Genomic DNA, 16,894 nt, shown 5'->3' with positions numbered 1-16,894 from the left:
TTTCTGGTGCGTACCGGGCTGAGAGGCGGTGTAAGTGAACTGTAGTTGCCATGTTTTACGGCAATGAGAGCAGAGATAGCGCTGATGTCCGGCAGTGCTTTTGCCGTTACGCACCACGCCTTCAGTAGCGGAGCAGGAAGGACATCTGATGGAAATGGAAGCCACGCAAGCACCTTAAAATCACCATCATACACTAAATCAGTAAGTTGGCAGCATTACCCGAAAATGATTACAGCGTAACGTCTACCTCTGCGGGTACCAAAATGCAGATGACTCAACGTGATATTCCTCAGTCGGTCACTATTGTTAGCCAGCAGCGGATGGAAGATCAGCAGTTACAAACGCTGGGCGAAGTGATGGAAAACACGCTGGAGATCAGCAAAAGTCAGGCGGATTCCGATCGTGCTCTTTATTATTCCCGCGGATTCCAGATCGATAACTATATGGTTGATGGTATCCCCACCTATTTTGAATCGCGCTGGAATCTGGGCGATGCACTTTCTGATATGGCACTGTTTGAACGCGTAGAAGTAGTGCGTGGCGCGACAGGACTCATGACCGGGACGGGTAATCCATCTGCGGCAATTGATATGGTTCGAAAACACGCGACCAGTCGTGAATTTAAAGGCGATGTCTCGGCGGAATACGGTAGCTGGAACAAAGAACGGTATGTGGCGGATTTACAAAGCCCACTCACCGAAGACGGTAAAATCCGCGCGCGAATTGTCGGCGGCTACCAGAATAACGACTCATGGCTGGACCGCTACAACAGTGAAAAGACCTTCTTCTCCGGCATTGTCGATGCTGATTTAGGCGATCTTACGACGCTTTCAGCCGGTTACGAATATCAGCGCATTGATGTTAATAGCCCTACCTGGGGCGGTTTACCGCGCTGGAATACTGATGGCAGCAGCAACAGTTACGATCGTGCACGCAGTACCGCACCTGACTGGGCGTACAACGATAAAGAGATCAACAAGGTCTTTATGACCCTGAAGCAGCGGTTTGCTGATACCTGGCAAGCGACACTGAATGCCACCCACTCTGAAGTCGAATTTGACAGCAAAATGATGTATGTCGATGCCTATGTAAACAAAGCGGATGGTATGCTGGTTGGGCCATACAGTAATTATGGACCTGGCTTTGATTATGTCGGCGGCACCGGTTGGAACAGTGGCAAACGTAAAGTTGATGCGCTGGATTTGTTCGCTGACGGTAGTTATGAATTGTTTGGTCGTCAGCACAATCTAATGTTTGGTGGCAGTTACAGCAAACAAAACAATCGTTACTTCAGTTCATGGGCCAACATCTTCCCGGATGAAATTGGCAGTTTCTACAACTTTAATGGCAATTTCCCACAAACCGACTGGTCACCACAGAGCCTGGCACAGGACGATACCACACATATGAAATCGTTATATGCTGCCACTCGAGTCACCCTTGCCGATCCGCTGCATCTGATCCTCGGCGCACGTTATACCAACTGGCGGGTTGATACGCTGACTTACAGCATGGAGAAAAACCACACCACGCCTTACGCTGGTCTGGTGTTTGACATCAATGACAACTGGTCGACCTACGCCAGCTATACCTCTATTTTCCAGCCGCAAAATGATCGTGACAGTTCAGGCAAATATCTGGCTCCAATCACCGGTAACAACTACGAGCTGGGTCTGAAATCGGGCTGGATGAATAGCCGTCTGACCACCACGTTAGCCATCTTCCGTATTGAGCAGGATAATGTCGCTCAGTCCACCGGTACACCTATCCCCGGCAGCAACGGCGAAACCGCCTATAAAGCGGTGGATGGGACAGTCAGTAAAGGGGTGGAATTTGAACTCAACGGCGCAATTACCGACAACTGGCAGCTGACATTTGGCGCAACGCGCTATATTGCAGAGGATAACGAAGGAAACGCCGTTAATCCTAATCTGCCACGCACCACGGTTAAAATGTTCACCAGCTATCGGTTGCCTGTCATGCCAGAGTTGACAGTCGGCGGTGGTGTGAACTGGCAAAATCGCGTGTATACCGACACCGTGACACCGTATGGCACCTTCCGCGCCGAGCAAGGTAGCTACGCGCTGGTGGATCTCTTCACCCGCTACCAGGTGACGAAAAACTTCTCGTTACAGGGGAACGTCAATAACCTGTTCGACAAAACCTACGATACCAACATGGAAGGTTCTATCGTCTACGGCGCACCGCGTAATTTCAGCATTACCGGCACGTATCAATTCTGAATAACACCTGTAAAAAAGGCAGCCATCTGGCTGCCTTAGTCTCCCCAACGTCTTACGGATTAGTGGTTACGGATGTACTCATCCATCTCGGTTTTCAGGTTATCGGATTTAGTACCGAAAATCGCCTGAACACCAGAACCCGCAACCACTACGCCCGCTGCGCCCAGTTTCTTCAGGCCAGCCTGATCCACTTTAGACACATCAGCAACGCTGACGCGCAGACGGGTAATACATGCGTCGAGGTTAGTAATGTTTTCTTTACCACCAAATGCAGCAACCAGAGCCGGTGCCATTTCGCTGGTACCTGTTGCTTTTGCATCTTCAGTCGCGTCTTCACGACCCGGCGTTTTCAGATCCAGTGCTTTAATCAGCACGCGGAAGATGGTGTAGTAAACAATCGCATAACCGATACCGACGATCGGGAACAGCCACAGTTTGCTGCTGTTACCAGACAGAACGATAAAGTCGATCAGACCGTGCGAGAACGACGTACCGTCATGCATCCCCAGAAGAATACAGATTGGGAATGCCAGGCCTGCCAGAATCGCGTGGATGATGTACAGGATCGGCGCAACGAACATGAAGGAGAACTCGATCGGCTCGGTGATACCGGTCAGGAACGAGGTCAGCGCCGCGGAGATCATAATACCGCCCACTTTCGCGCGGTTTTCTGGTTTAGCAGAGTGCCAGATAGCAATTGCGGCAGCTGGCAGACCGTACATTTTGAACAGGAAGCCACCAGACAGTTTACCCGCAGTCGGGTCACCCGCCATATAACGCGGAATGTCGCCGTGGAAAACCTGACCTGCTGCGTTGGTGTATTCACCAATCTGCATCTGGAAAGGTACGTTCCAGATGTGGTGCAGACCAAACGGTACCAGGCAACGTTCGATGAAACCGTAAATGCCAAACGCAACTACCGGGTTCTGGTAAGCAGCCCACTGAGAGAAGGTCTGGATTGCAGAACCAATCGGCGGCCAAATGAAGGACAGCACAACGCCAGTAAAGATGGCAGCCAGGCCAGAAATGATCGGCACAAAGCGTTTACCGGCAAAGAAGCCAAGATACTCAGGCAGCTTAATACGGTAGAAACGGTTAAACATGTACGCTGCGATCGCACCGGAGATAATCCCTCCGAGTACGCCAGTATCCGCCAGGTGTTTAGAGGCGATTTCTTCAGCAGGTAAATGCAGTACCAGTGGCGCAACCACGGCCATGGTTTTAACCATGATGCCATAGGCAACAACTGCGGCCAGCGCGGATACGCCATCGTTATTGGTAAAGCCGAGGGCGACACCGATCGCAAAAATCAGTGGCATGTTTGCAAAGACGGAACCGCCTGCTTCTGCCATAACATGCGATACAACGGCGGGCAGCCAGCTGAAATTCGCGGAACCGACGCCCAGCAGAATACCTGCGATAGGTAGTACGGATACCGGCAGCATCAGCGATTTACCGACCTTTTGCAGGTTAGCAAATGCATTCTTAAACATAATTGAGAGTGCTCCTGAGTATGGGTGCTTTTTTTACGTTCTCACGCGTGGCAAGGGGGGAGAGCCTCGCCGTGTACAGGGCATCTAAGCGCCCTTTATTTATTACACAGAGTAAAATAATTCAGTGCCAATTTGTTTGACGGCTATCACGTTTCAACTTCAGATCATTGGAGAAGTTGCACATTTTGACAAAACATATGTCACAATATTTCAAACGCGGTTATTCACCGCCCAATTTTCGGCGGTGAACTTTACTCGTTTTAGCCATTAATTACGAGCTTTAAAAAAACTCATTCAACGGATGGATTGAAGGCGGGAAGCGTCGATGTGAAACAGACGGGCGAAGTTATCGGTGGTTACCTGCGCCAGTTCTTCAACGGCAACACCTTTCAACACAGCCATGTATTCTGCAACGTCACGAACCATCGCAGGTTGATTCTCTTTTCCTCGATGCGGTACCGGCGCAAGGTAAGGTGAGTCAGTTTCCACCAGTAATCGATCCAGGGGGACATAACGCGCAGCATCGCGCAGTTGCTCCGCATTACGGAAGGTCACAATGCCGGAAAAGGAGATGTAAAATCCGAGATCCAGTAATTTACCCGCCGTTTCTCTGTCCTCTGTAAAACAGTGTAGTACGCCACCGCAATCCGTCACTTTTTCTTCGCGCAGAATTGCCAGCGTATCGGCACGGGCGTCACGGGTATGGACGATAACCGGCTTGTTCAGTTCACGACCAATCTGGATATGATGGATGAAGGACTCTTGCTGACGTACTTTAGTTTCCGGTGTGTAATAATAATCCAGCCCGGTTTCACCCAGCGCTACAACACCCTCTTCTGCCGCCAGACGGCGTAAATCTTCTACATCGTAGGGATCATTCTGGTTGAGTGGATGCACGCCACAAGAAAATACGACGTTGTCACGTTCGCCTACCAGATCCCGCATATGTAAATAACCCGGTAATGTTGTGGCGACTGCCAGACAAAATTTCACATCGCGTGCGGCGGCTTTCGCCAGAACGTCATCCACGTCCTTATGCAAAGATTCATAATCCAGACCATCGAGATGGCAGTGTGAGTCGACTAAAAACATGATGTCTCTCTTAAAGATGAGGAACCGGTAGCACAACGCCCGGTTGCAGGTAATGCTCAATACGCAGTAAAAGATCGGTGATGAGAAGCTCGCGGTTGATGCCTGTGACAGACATTAACTGTTCACGAATGTGGCAAACATCCCCCAGTATAGCCTGCAGGCGCGAGGGAGAAAGATGGTTTGCCAGTTCGGCGACCAGGCCCGGCACATCAACATTGGTCACCTGTGCAGCGCCATGATGGCGTTTTAGCGCATCCATCAGCAACGTTGCCAGCCAGTGTAAACGCGCCGGAGCTTGTTCATGATTAAGGGCCGCCAGCAGCGAATACCAGTCGCCCGATGGTACGCTATATGCCAACGCCTGACACAATGTTTCACGAGCCTGCCAGTTATCTCCCTGAAACAACGCCAGTGCCGCGCTAGGCGAACCGGCACTTAAGCGCAATGCGGCAAGTAATGCATCCTGTGACATTGTCACTTCGCGTGAAAGCCAGGTCACGGTGTACTGTTCCGGCGGCGGCGCAAGGTAATGTAACCGACAACGACTACGTAATGTTGCCAGTAAACGTTCAGGCTCGCGGGTAGCCAGGAAAAACCAGGTTTCTGCTGGTGGCTCTTCAAGCGTTTTCAGCAATGCGTTAGCCGCGGCGTCGGTCAGTAAGGCAGCATCGGTTACCCAGACAACTTTCGCACCACCTAGGCGTGCGTGCTCATTCAGCTTTTCGGTGACCTCACGTACCGCATCAATGCCCAGCGTATTTTTCCCTTTTTCGGGAGCCAGGGTGTAGTAATCGGGATGCGTGCCAGCCTGCATCAACTGACATCCACGACAGTGACCGCAACTTTTGTGGCCCTGCGGTTGTTGGCAGAGTAAATAACGGCTCAGGGCGTAGATTAAAGCATCATCGCCCATGCCCGGTAACGCCTGAATGAGTAGCGCATGGTGACCTCTTCCGGCCTGATAGCTGGCTACCAGTTTTTCGAAATCAGGTCGTAACCATGGATACCATCTCATGCGTCCAACTCCTTCACCCAGTGGGTCACGGTAGTACGGATTGCATCCATCACGGCCTCCAGCGGCTGGGTGGCATCAATGGTATGAATACTTTTATCTTGTGCAGCCAGTTCCAGATAGCGGGCGCGGGTGCGATTAAAGAAATCGAAAGACTCTTGCTCAATACGATCCAGCTCGCCGCGCGCACGCGCGCGTTTTAAGCCAACTTCCGGGGTAACATCGAGATAGAGCGTTAAGTCAGGGCGAAAATCCCCGAGAACAGCATCACGCAGTGTTGCCAGCATATGTTGGTCAATACCACGTCCTCCGCCCTGATACGCCTGAGTGGAGAGATCGTGGCGATCGCCAATCACCCAGGTGCCGTTAGCCAGAGCTGGTTTGATGACCGTTTCTACCAGTTGAACGCGCGCGGCATAAAACATCAGAACTTCGGCTTTATCGGTAATGACTTCATCGCCTACCGATTTGATATCCAGCACCAGGCTTCTTAACTTTTCGGCAAGTTGCGTACCGCCAGGTTCCCGAGTGAAAACCATGTCGCGGATACCCAGTTGCTCAAGCGTCTCAACCACCACATTACGCGCGGTAGTTTTGCCTGCGCCTTCCAGCCCCTCAATGACGATATACTTACTGCGCATTTTTTTCCTTAAGCACTTTCAGATAATCCTGCACAGACTTGTTATGGCTGGCAAGATTGGTATTAAACGTGTGACCACCTTTACCATCGGCCACAAAATAGAGATACGGCGTTTTTGCCGGATGCGCAGCAGCCTTCAGCGAATCCGCCCCCGGCGTAGCTATCGCACCTGGCGGCAAACCGGTAATGGTATAGGTGTTATACGCTGTCGGCGTTTCCAGGTCTGCACGAGAAAGTTTGCCATTATAACGCTCTCCCATCCCGTAAATCACGGTTGGGTCGGTCTGCAGGCGCATACCAATGCGTAAACGGTTGATAAATACCGAGGCAACCTGATCGCGTTCACTGGCAACGGCGGTTTCTTTTTCGATAATTGATGCCATCGTCACCAGCTGGTTTTTATCTTTATAAGGCAGACCGTCCGCACGCCCTTCCCAGGCGCTATCGACCGCTTTCACCATTTTCTTGTGCGCTCGCTTGAGTAACGCGACATCGGTGGTATTGGCGGTATACATCCAGGTGTCTGGCCAGAACCAACCTTCAATCCACTCCGGGTTTTCCAGTTCAAGTGCCTGCGCTACGGTGGCGTACTTATCGTCACTCAGCGTGTGCTTGATATACGGAGCCTCACGCAATTGCTTGAGGTAGTCGCTCAGACGCATCCCTTCTACCAGTCGCAGCGGGAACTGTGCTTCTTTACCGCTTTCCAGCAATTTCAGCATCTCGCGCACGGTCATCTGCGGTGTAAAGCGGTAGTCCCGGCTTTAAAGTGAGAAAGATCCGGTTCGATACGCAGCAACCATTGAAAAACCCGTGGGCGATTGATGATCTTATCGGCATAAAGCTGTTCACCAAGCGCCAGACGTCCGGTCCCTGGCTTCAGGGTAAATATCGTCTCTTCTTTGATAAGCAATTTGCTGTCGGCAAGATGGCGAACCTTCCAGACGCCCACACCAGCGGCGATACCCAGTACCACCAGCAATAACAAGATAATCAATAACACTTTTTTCATGACTAATTCGGGCGCTCACAAAGTGGGGCTAAATATTCATATAACGTTGCTGACGAAAAGGAGACATCGCCACAGGCACGTACGGGCATCACTGGCATTAACGCATTACAAATAACCATCTCATCTGCCTGCAACGCCTCTTCCAGAGAGGCTTGCACTTCGACAAGCTGATAAGAGGATTGTGCCAGCAAACGGATACAGAATTGTCGCATAATGCCGTTAACACCTGCCTGATCCAGTCGCGGCGTATAAACTACATTGCCCTTCCGCCAGAACAAATTAGCCGCACAGCATTCCGTAACCCACCCTTCGCTGTCAAGGACCAGCGCCTCATCAGCGTTTGTCTGCTCAAGATGAGAGCGGATCAATACTTGCTCAAGCCGATTAAGATGTTTAATACCTGCAAGATGGGGATTGCGCCCCAGCCGCACCGGGCTTAGCGCCAACGTCATCCCTTCGTTACGCAAACGGTCGTAATGTGCAGGATAAACCGTAACGGAGAGAATCCGCGTTGCCGGTCCACTGTTCAATGTGCTGTACCCTCGCCCGCCACTACCGCGACTGATCACGACTTTCAGCACACCATTTTGCTGTTCTGCTGCCAGCGTTTTCATCTCTTGTTCAAGCTGAGGCCAGAAGTCACAGAAAATCATCAACCGCTGACAAGCATCCTGTAGTCGCTGGATATGCGCCGATAACAAACTGACTTTACCGTCGATAACTCTGGCGGTGGTAAAACAACCATCACCAAACTGCGTTGCCCGATCGCTTACTGCCAGCGATTCCTGCTTATGACCGTTAATTAAGAACATACCGGCTCCTTATCAGAGAATTGTTAGTGTGGCAGCATGCTCACTACGGAACAAGTCGGAATAAAAGCTAAGAAAAAAGGCCCGCAAGCGGACCTTTTATATGGGTGGGAAATGACAACTTAGATCTTTTTAAAGATCAAAGAACCATTAGTGCCACCGAAGCCGAAGGAGTTACACAGCGTGTATTCCATTCCGCTGACCTGACGTGCTTCATGCGGTACGAAATCCAGATCGCAACCTTCATCCAGGTTATCCAGGTTGATGGTTGGCGGAACAGCCTGATCGCGCAGCGCCAGGATGGAGTAGATAGACTCTACTGCCCCCGCCGCACCTAACAGGTGACCGGTCATAGATTTCGTGGAGCTTACCAACACACGGCTTGCAGCTTCACCGAAGATGGCTTTCACCGCCTGCGCTTCAGCTTTATCGCCAGCCGGCGTAGAAGTACCGTGCGCGTTAACGTAGCCAATCTGACTCGCTTCAATGCCTGCATCACGCAGAGCATTTGCCATTGCCAGAGCTGCGCCTGCGCCATTTTCTGGCGGTGACGTCATATGATAAGCATCGCTGCTCATACCAAAGCCGACGAGTTCAGCGTAAATTTTCGCACCGCGTTTTTTCGCGTGTTCGTACTCTTCTAGTACCAGCATACCGGCACCATCGCCCAGTACGAAGCCATCACGCTCTTTATCCCACGGGCGGCTCGCCGCTTGCGGGTTATCATTGCGGGTAGATAATGCACGTGCCGCGCCAAAACCACCAACGCCCAGCGGCGTACTGGCTTTCTCTGCGCCACCTGCAACCATCACGTCAGCATCGCCATACGCGATAATACGCGCAGCATGACCAATGTTGTGCACGCCGGAAGTACAGGCGGTCGCGATAGAGATGCTTGGGCCACGCAGGCCATACATGATAGTCAGATGACCTGCCACCATGTTCACAATCGTTGACGGAACGAAGAATGGGCTGATCTTACGTGGACCACCGTTCATCAGAGATGTGTGGTTTTCTTCGATCAGTCCGAGGCCGCCAATCCCGGAGCCAATTGCGGCACCAATGCGGGTTGCGTTCTCTTCCGTTATTTCAAGGCCAGAATCCTGCATGGCCTGAACGCCAGCGACAATTCCATATTGAATGAAGGCATCCATCTTGCGCTGTTCTTTGCGCGAGATAATGTCCTCACAGTTAAAATCCTTTACTAAGCCAGCAAATTTCGTTGCATAGGCGCTAGTATCGAAATGGTCGATTAGGCTGATGCCACTCTGACCGGCAAGCAGAGCTTTCCAGGTAGACTCTACGGTATTGCCGACAGGAGACAACATGCCCAGTCCGGTCACAACTACACGACGCTTAGACACGTTTGTCCTCCAGGGAGGGAAAAAATGATTCTAGTGGGACAAAAAGATAAAACTCAGGCGGTCGAACGACCGCCTGGAGATGTTCACTTACGCCTGGTGGCCGTTGATGTAATCAATGGCAGCCTGAACGGTGGTGATTTTCTCAGCTTCTTCGTCCGGAATCTCAGTATCAAACTCTTCTTCCAGAGCCATTACCAGCTCAACGGTGTCAAGAGAATCCGCGCCCAGGTCTTCAACGAAAGAAGCATTGTTGGTAACTTCTTCCTGCTTAACGCCCAGCTGTTCGCCGATAATTTTCTTAACGCGTTCTTCGATAGTGCTCATACTCTTAAATTTCCTATCAAAACTCGCTTTCGCGATGGTTTTCGTAGTGTATAAAATGTTGAAAAATTTGCAACTAAATCCCGGCAGGTCTTACCACGATTTTACGTTATTTTGAGGCCTTACCCCCCAATAACGCAAATCATTTTGCACTAATTATTACTCATAACCACGCAGACTGCGCGCAACATGAGCATTTTGTGCAAATCGCGGTCAGACCATGTACATCCCGCCGTTCACATGCAAAGTTTCACCCGTGATGTAAGCTGCTTCGTCGGATGCCAGGAATGCAACCGCGTTGGCGATTTCCTGTGCGCCGCCGAGGCGACCCGCAGGAACCTGCGCCAGGATACCCGCACGCTGGTCATCGCTCAGCGCACGTGTCATGTCCGTTTCAATAAAGCCCGGAGCAACAACGTTTACAGTAATACCGCGTGACGCAACTTCGCGCGCCAGTGATTTACTGAAGCCGATCAAGCCCGCTTTCGCCGCAGCGTAGTTGGCCTGACCGCCATTTCCCATGGTACCAACCACAGAACCGATAGTGATAATACGACCATGACGCTTTTTCATCATAGCGCGCATTACCGCTTTTGACAGACGGAAAACAGATGAAAGGTTGGTTTCGATAATATCGTTCCACTCTTCATCTTTCATTCGCATTAACAGGTTATCACGAGTGATACCGGCATTATTGACCAGGATATCCACTTCACCAAATTCTGCGCGAATTTTTTCCAGAACAGATTCGATAGATGCCGGGTCGGTCACATTCAACATCAGACCTTTGCCGTTAGCACCTAAATAATCACTGATCGCCTGAGCGCCATTTTCACTGGTCGCAGTGCCAATAACTTTCGCGCCACGGGCTGCGAGCGTTTCAGCAATTGCGCGGCCAATTCCGCGGCTTGCACCGGTTACCAGTGCGATTTTTCCTTCAAAATTCATGATTTTCCTCTTTTAAAGCTCGAGCGCCGCTGCCATCGCTGAAGGTTCGTTCAGCGCCGAGGCGGTCAGGGTGTCGACAATGCGTTTCGTCAGGCCAGTTAGCACTTTGCCCGGGCCGACTTCATAGAGATGTTCTACGCCTTGCGCTGCCATGTACTCAACAGACTTCGTCCACTGAACCGGGTTATACAACTGACGTACCAGTGCGTCACGAATGGCATCACCATTGGTTTCGCATTTCACATCAACGTTATTCACAACAGGAACTGTTGGTGCGTTAAAGGTGATTTTCGCTAATTCTACTGCCAGTTTGTCGGCTGCTGGTTTCATCAGCGCACAGTGAGACGGTACGCTCACTGGTAACGGCAGCGCGCGTTTTGCGCCCGCAGCTTTACAGGCAGCGCCAGCACGCTCAACCGCCTCTTTATGACCGGCAATAACCACCTGTCCCGGAGAGTTAAAGTTTACCGGAGAAACGACCTGACCTTCTGCAGCTTCTTCACACGCTTTCGCAATAGACGCATCATCCAGACCGATGATTGCCGCCATAGCGCCCGTGCCTTCTGGTACGGCTTCTTGCATGAACTTGCCGCGCATCTCAACCAGACGCACCGCATCAGCGAAATCAATCACGCCAGCGCAAACCAACGCGGAGTATTCCCCCAGGCTGTGACCGGCCATCATTGCCGGTGCTTTACCGCCCTGCTGCTGCCATACGCGATACAGCGCAACAGATGCAGTCAACAGCGCTGGCTGGGTTTGCCAGGTTTTATTCAGTTCTTCAGCTGGCCCCTGCTGGGTCAGCGCCCACAGGTCGTAGCCCAGCGCCGCAGAAGCTTCAGCAAACGTTTCTTCGACAATTGGATAGCTCGCCGCCATATCAGCCAGCATTCCAACGGTTTGAGAACCCTGTCCAGGGAACACAAATGCAAATTGCGTCATGTTTTAATCCTTATCCTAGAAACGAACCAGCGCGGAGCCCCAGGTGAATCCACCGCCAAAGGCTTCAAGCAGAACCAACTGCCCCGGCTTAATGCGCCCGTCGCGTACAGCTTCATCCAGCGCGCACGGGACAGAGGCCGCAGAGGTATTACCGTGGCGATCCAACGTCACCACGACATTGTCCATAGACATACCGAGTTTTTTCGCCGTTGCACTGATAATACGCAGGTTAGCCTGATGCGGAACCAGCCAGTCCAGTTGAGAACGGTCAAGATTATTCGCCGCCAGCGTCTCATCAACGATGTGCGCCAGTTCCGTTACCGCAACCTTGAAGACTTCGTTGCCCGCCATCGTCAGATGAATTGAATTCTCTGGATTCACGCGGTCGGCGTTTGGCAGCGTCAGCAATTCACCATAACTACCGTCGGCATGCAGATGGGTGGAGATGATTCCCGGCTCTTCAGAAGCAGCCAGCACCGCAGCGCCCGCGCCATCGCCAAAAATAATAATAGTCCCACGATCTGTTGGATCGCAGGTGCGCGCCAGTACATCGGAACCGACGACCAGAGCATACTTCACCGCCCCAGATTTCACGTATTGATTGGCTACGCTTAATGCATAGGTGAAACCTGCGCAGGCTGCTGCAACGTCAAATGCCGGGCAACCTTTAATGCCCAACATGCTTTGAATCTGACAAGCTGCGCTCGGGAAAGCGTGCGTAGCAGAAGTCGTTGCCACAACGATCAGGCCAATCTGGTCTTTCTCAATGCCCGCCATCTCAATTGCGCGTGTCGCCGCTTCAAAGCCCATGGTTGAAACGGTTTCGTTTGGCGCGGCAATGTGGCGTTCGCGGATACCGGTACGAGTGACAATCCACTCGTCAGAGGTGTCCACCATTTTTTCCAAATCGGCGTTTGTCCGCACTTGTTCGGGCAGATAGCTGCCAGTACCAATAATCTTCGTATACATGTACGCTCAGTCACTTTTCGGTTATATACCGTCACTTGCAAACTGCGAGTTCGCTGGCAGCGTCCTGCTACCGCAGAGTTCCGCTTTTGCCACCGTCCAGCAGCTCAAAACCAGCTGGGTATACAGATTCCAGGCGAGCGGCAATTCGCTGAGGAACTTGTCGCTGCACCGCCTGCACTGCCTGTTCAATCGCGACCGCAAAAGCTCGCTGATTGGCTGCACCATGACTTTTTATCACCGTGCCGCGCAATCCTAACAGACAGGCGCCGTTATACTGGTCGGGGTTGAGGTGACTGAATCGCCTCGTCAGGCTCTTTTGTAGCCAACGCTTTAATAACAGTAGCCACCACGACGTTTTTTCCCTTCACCCTGAGATTTCAGCAGAGAAAGGAACATCCTGACAACACCTTCCATCGTCTTTAACGTGACATTTCCTGTAAAGCCGTCACAAACCAGCACATCTGTCTTGCCAGTTAACAACTCATTGGCTTCAAGATAGCCGATATAATTGATAGAAGGGATTGTTTTAAGCACCGCTGAGGCATCCCGAATACTGTCGAGACCCTTTACTTCTTCTTCACCAATATTGAGCAACGCCACGCGAGGATTGGGAATTTCCACCACCTCTTCAGCCAGAACTGAGCCCATAATGGCAAATTGCACCAACATTGTGCTGTCACAATCGACGTTGGCCCCTAAATCGAGGACCACCGTTTTGCCCTTTTGCTGATGTGGTAATACCGTCACCAGCGCCGGACGCTCAATCCCCTCCAGGGGCCTGAGTAATAATTTTGCCAGCCCCATCAGTGCCCCGGTATTACCGGCACTGACACAGGCTTGCGCTCGACCTTCTTTCACCAGCTCCAGGGCCATACGCATTGAACTCCCACGACTAGCGCGGATAGCTTGCGAAGGCCGGGCATCACTGGCGATAACTGACTGCGCAGGAATAATCTGCAGACGCGAACGTTGTTCAAAGTCAGCTTTAGCAAGTAATGGCGTGATGGCGTCGGGATTGCCGACTAAAAGAAGAGTGAGTTGCGAATTAGAATTCAGTGCCTGCAATGCTGCAGGCACTGTCACGGAAGGGCCAAAATCCCCTCCCATGACATCTAACGCCAGGGTTAGACGTGTCAAGGTATCGTCGCCGCCCGGTTTGGTCTTTCCCCAGTTGCCTGGGGAAAATCCTCACTAAGCTTCATCACGCAGACGCGTGATTACTTAGCGATGACCTTGCGGCCGCGGTAGTAACCGTCGGCAGTGATATGGTGACGCAGGTGTTTTTCACCAGAAGTTTTGTCTACAGACAGGCTGGTGACTGCGGTCAGCGCGTCATGGGAACGACGCATGCCACGTTTGGAACGGGTTGGTTTATTCTGTTGTACGGCCATGGACCTTACTCCTCAATTACGGTTTATCCCCGATCCAACGGGGAGCACCAATTACTTACGCTTTAAGCTGGCTAATACGGCAAATGGGTTTGGCTTTTGCACTTCTTCAGGCAGTTCACCAAAGACCATGTCCGCTTCGGACACTTCACAGTGTTCAGAATCATGCACCGGAACTACCGGCAAGGCGAGGATGATTTCATCTTCAACCATTGCAAGCAGATCGATTTCACCGAATTCGTTAACCTCAATCGGTTCATACGCTTCCGGCAGTGCTTCAGCCTGTTCGTCTGAACGCACAGGACTAAAACAATACGTTGTGTAGACCTGATGAGTAAACGGCTTCCCGCAACGCTGACACTCGAGCGTTACCGTCACCTTCGCATCGCCGTTTAACACTGCGAGACGTTGGTTATCGATAGCGAACGACATGGAGCATTCCACATCACTGTCCACACTGACTACGGATTCGGCGACGCGCTCAACCTGATCAGGGGTATAGATACCCTGGTAATCAAGGCGTTTTTGAGCCGTACGAACCGGATCGAGAGTCAGGGGTAATTTTACCTTTTGCATAGGGCGCGCATATTAACTTTGTAACGTCATAGAGTCAAAGAAAAAGGCAGCCTGTGGTTGCCTTTTGCCAATAATTCGCACACATTGCGGGTTACTGCTTTATTTTCGTTCAGTGCTGATAACGAACATCAACCTGCAAAACGAAGCGCATAGTTTAAAATGGCTATCATCAATACGCTATATCTGATGGAAAAAAATATGCCTAAACTTATTTTAGCCTCCACCTCGCCATGGCGTCGCGCTCTTCTGGAAAAACTGCAAATCTCTTTTGAATGTGCAGCACCAGAGGTCGACGAAACCCCACGCAGCGACGAATCACCGCGACAGTTGGTGCTTCGACTGGCACAAGAAAAAGCGCAATCTCTGGCGTCACGTTATCCGGATCATTTAATTATTGGTTCAGACCAGGTATGTGTTCTTGATGGCGAAATCACCGGTAAACCGTTAACGGAAGAAAATGCCCGTCTGCAATTACGCAAAGCCAGCGGCAATATCGTCACCTTCTATACTGGACTGGCGTTGTTTAATTCGGCGAATGGGCATCTACAAACAGAAGTGGAGCCTTTTGACGTCCATTTCCGTCACCTGTGCGAGGCGGAGATTGATAATTACGTGCGTAAGGAGCATCCCCTGCACTGCGCGGGTAGCTTTAAGAGTGAAGGATTTGGCATTACGCTGTTTGAGCGTTTAGAGGGACGTGACCCTAACACGCTGGTTGGTTTACCGCTAATCGCGCTGTGTCAGATGTTACGTCGGGAAGGGAAAAACCCGCTGATGGGATAGTTGTTTGCGCCGGATGCGGTTACGTCGCATCGGCAATCGGTGCAGGCGGCCTGATGCGGCGTAAACGCCTTATCAGGCAACCGCCCATTATCAGGCTTATATGCTTGTATTAGCGCGCGTTACGCAGCTTTTGCAAACAACGCTTCAAACCTTCATCCATCGGCGCTTCGATACGCATCACCTCACCGGTCCCCGGATGGGTAAACTTCAACGCTGCGGCGTGCAGGAACAGACGATTTAATCCCGTGCCTGCTTCAGTGAGCTGTCTGTCAAATTCACGGTCACCGTAGCGATCGTCAAAGGCAATCGGATGACCCGCATACTGTGTATGCACACGGATCTGATGAGTACGTCCGGTTACCGGGCTACAACGCACCAGGGTGGCAAATGCATAGCGTTCTTCCACTTTAAAGCGTGTTTCCGACGGTTTGCCTTCCTGACTGACACGCACGATACGTTCGCCGCTTTGCAGAATATTTTTCAATAACGGCGCTTGAACGCTCTTCACATGCGACTGCCACTGACTGCGCACCAGCGCCAGGTAATCTTTTTGCATTCCTTTTTCACGTAATTGCTCATGCAGAGAACGCAACGCCGAGCGTTTTTTCGCTACCAGCAACACACCTGAAGTGTCCCGGTCGAGACGATGAACCAGTTCAAGGAACCGCGCTTCCGGGCGCAACGCCCGCAAACCTTCGATAACGCCGAAGCTTAAACCACTGCCGCCATGTACCGCCGTACCGGAAGGTTTATTCAGCACCAGGATATGATCATCTTCATATAAGATGACGTCCGCCAGCGCCGCCACCTTTTGCAGATGTGGCGAAACCGCCTCTTCTTCCCGCTCAGCAACGCGAACCGGTGGGATACGCACCTCATCACCCGCTTCGAGTTTATATTCAGGCTTAATACGTTTTTTGTTCACCCGCACTTCGCCTTTACGCAAAATACGGTAAATCATACTTTTTGGTACGCCTTTCAATTGGGTACGCAAAAAGTTGTCGATACGTTGCCCCGCTTCGTCAGCGGTGATAGCAACAATTTTTACGGATGGAGTCTCTGTTTTCATGGTGGGCGATTCTAATTAGCCAACAGGATTCGCGCCACTCATTTTTCTATGCTTATATTTAGTTTTACACCTTATTACTTCACTACGTGATCACTTTATTGATGGTTATTAAACCAATCACCAGCAAGAAGTGAAAAATGTAATGAACGCATCCCACACAATTAAACACGGAGCAGTATGATGGTTAAAAGGGTGAAACTGGCAGGTGTGGAGCCTCGCAGATTTCCGGCATC

At 51.3% G+C, this 16,894-nt stretch carries 15 protein-coding genes and 3 pseudogenes; 2 read left to right on the top strand and 16 right to left on the bottom strand.

Annotated features, from left to right (window positions below; all coding sequences use genetic code 11):
• Positions 1 to 165 (bottom strand): IS1 family transposase (locus BHE85_RS25000; RefSeq protein ID WP_047664789.1); only part of this gene is annotated, 165 nt, incomplete at its 3' end.
• Positions 166 to 221: 56 nt separating this feature from the next.
• Between BHE85_RS25000 and fhuE the strand changes: the two are divergent.
• Positions 222 to 2,243 (top strand): annotated as a pseudogene (gene fhuE, locus BHE85_RS24995) (ferric-rhodotorulic acid/ferric-coprogen receptor FhuE); the annotation flags it as partial.
• Positions 2,244 to 2,302: 59 nt separating this feature from the next.
• Here fhuE and ptsG read toward each other — a convergent pair.
• From ptsG to yceD, 14 genes and pseudogenes are all read right to left on the bottom strand, one after another.
• Complete coding sequence (gene ptsG / locus BHE85_RS24990) at positions 2,303 to 3,736, bottom strand: PTS glucose transporter subunit IIBC (protein ID WP_000475712.1); 1,434 nt, start codon at positions 3,734 to 3,736, stop codon at positions 2,303 to 2,305.
• 294 nt (positions 3,737 to 4,030) lie between these two features.
• Complete coding sequence (locus BHE85_RS24985) at positions 4,031 to 4,828, bottom strand: metal-dependent hydrolase (protein ID WP_000480245.1); 798 nt, start codon at positions 4,826 to 4,828, stop codon at positions 4,031 to 4,033.
• Positions 4,829 to 4,838: 10 nt separating this feature from the next.
• Complete coding sequence (holB, locus tag BHE85_RS24980; protein WP_001267952.1) at positions 4,839 to 5,843, bottom strand: DNA polymerase III subunit delta'; 1,005 nt, start codon at positions 5,841 to 5,843, stop codon at positions 4,839 to 4,841.
• A complete protein-coding gene (gene tmk, locus BHE85_RS24975) occupies positions 5,840 to 6,481 on the bottom strand; it encodes a dTMP kinase (RefSeq protein WP_001257000.1) in 642 nt (213 codons plus the stop codon). Before tmk ends, holB begins: the two co-directional genes overlap by 4 nt.
• A pseudogene (yceG, locus tag BHE85_RS24970) lies at positions 6,471 to 7,492 on the bottom strand (cell division protein YceG). The gene tmk and the pseudogene yceG overlap by 11 nt, the downstream one beginning before the upstream one ends.
• Positions 7,493 to 7,494: 2 nt before the next feature.
• Positions 7,495 to 8,304: an aminodeoxychorismate lyase gene (pabC, locus tag BHE85_RS24965; protein ID WP_000478674.1), complete on the bottom strand. Its 810-nt coding sequence runs from the start codon at positions 8,302 to 8,304 to the stop codon at positions 7,495 to 7,497.
• A gap of 119 nt (positions 8,305 to 8,423) precedes the next feature.
• On the bottom strand, positions 8,424 to 9,665 hold the full coding sequence (gene fabF / locus BHE85_RS24960; RefSeq protein ID WP_000044676.1) for a beta-ketoacyl-ACP synthase II: 1,242 nt from the start codon (positions 9,663 to 9,665) through the stop codon (positions 8,424 to 8,426).
• 87 nt (positions 9,666 to 9,752) lie between these two features.
• A complete protein-coding gene (acpP, locus tag BHE85_RS24955) occupies positions 9,753 to 9,989 on the bottom strand; it encodes an acyl carrier protein (RefSeq protein WP_000103754.1) in 237 nt (78 codons plus the stop codon).
• 210 nt (positions 9,990 to 10,199) lie between these two features.
• Complete coding sequence (fabG, locus tag BHE85_RS24950; RefSeq protein ID WP_001008535.1) at positions 10,200 to 10,934, bottom strand: 3-oxoacyl-ACP reductase FabG; 735 nt, start codon at positions 10,932 to 10,934, stop codon at positions 10,200 to 10,202.
• A gap of 12 nt (positions 10,935 to 10,946) precedes the next feature.
• Entirely contained in the window at positions 10,947 to 11,876 is a 930-nt protein-coding gene (fabD, locus tag BHE85_RS24945) for an ACP S-malonyltransferase (RefSeq protein WP_000191372.1), read from the bottom strand.
• 15 nt (positions 11,877 to 11,891) lie between these two features.
• The gene (fabH, locus tag BHE85_RS24940) at positions 11,892 to 12,845 is read right to left on the bottom strand and encodes a beta-ketoacyl-ACP synthase III (protein WP_000288143.1); all 954 of its coding nucleotides are present in this window, start codon (positions 12,843 to 12,845) and stop codon (positions 11,892 to 11,894) included.
• Positions 12,846 to 12,912: 67 nt separating this feature from the next.
• Positions 12,913 to 13,982 (bottom strand): annotated as a pseudogene (plsX, locus tag BHE85_RS24935) (phosphate acyltransferase PlsX).
• Between the two features lie 80 nt (positions 13,983 to 14,062).
• Positions 14,063 to 14,236, bottom strand: coding sequence for a 50S ribosomal protein L32 (gene rpmF / locus BHE85_RS24930; RefSeq protein ID WP_000290727.1), 174 nt, complete (start codon positions 14,234 to 14,236; stop codon positions 14,063 to 14,065).
• A gap of 51 nt (positions 14,237 to 14,287) precedes the next feature.
• Positions 14,288 to 14,809 (bottom strand): 23S rRNA accumulation protein YceD, encoded by a 522-nt coding sequence (gene yceD, locus BHE85_RS24925; protein ID WP_001174482.1) that lies wholly within the window; start codon positions 14,807 to 14,809, stop codon positions 14,288 to 14,290.
• A gap of 198 nt (positions 14,810 to 15,007) precedes the next feature.
• On the opposite strand from yceD, the gene yceF reads away from it, so the two are divergent.
• Positions 15,008 to 15,592, top strand: a complete 585-nt coding sequence (gene yceF / locus BHE85_RS24920; protein WP_001125200.1) for a 7-methyl-GTP pyrophosphatase — start codon at positions 15,008 to 15,010, stop codon at positions 15,590 to 15,592.
• A gap of 109 nt (positions 15,593 to 15,701) precedes the next feature.
• Here yceF and rluC read toward each other — a convergent pair whose 3' ends face one another.
• The gene (rluC, locus tag BHE85_RS24915) at positions 15,702 to 16,661 is read right to left on the bottom strand and encodes a 23S rRNA pseudouridine(955/2504/2580) synthase RluC (protein WP_000846351.1); all 960 of its coding nucleotides are present in this window, start codon (positions 16,659 to 16,661) and stop codon (positions 15,702 to 15,704) included.
• Positions 16,662 to 16,894 lie beyond the last annotated feature (233 nt).

The organism is Shigella sp. FC1567, from assembly GCF_001743015.1.
GTDB classification, from domain to species: Bacteria; Pseudomonadota; Gammaproteobacteria; order Enterobacterales; family Enterobacteriaceae; genus Escherichia; species Escherichia coli.
Note: the sequence above shows the minus strand (reverse complement) of the source record. Positions and strands in the feature narration are given on the sequence as shown.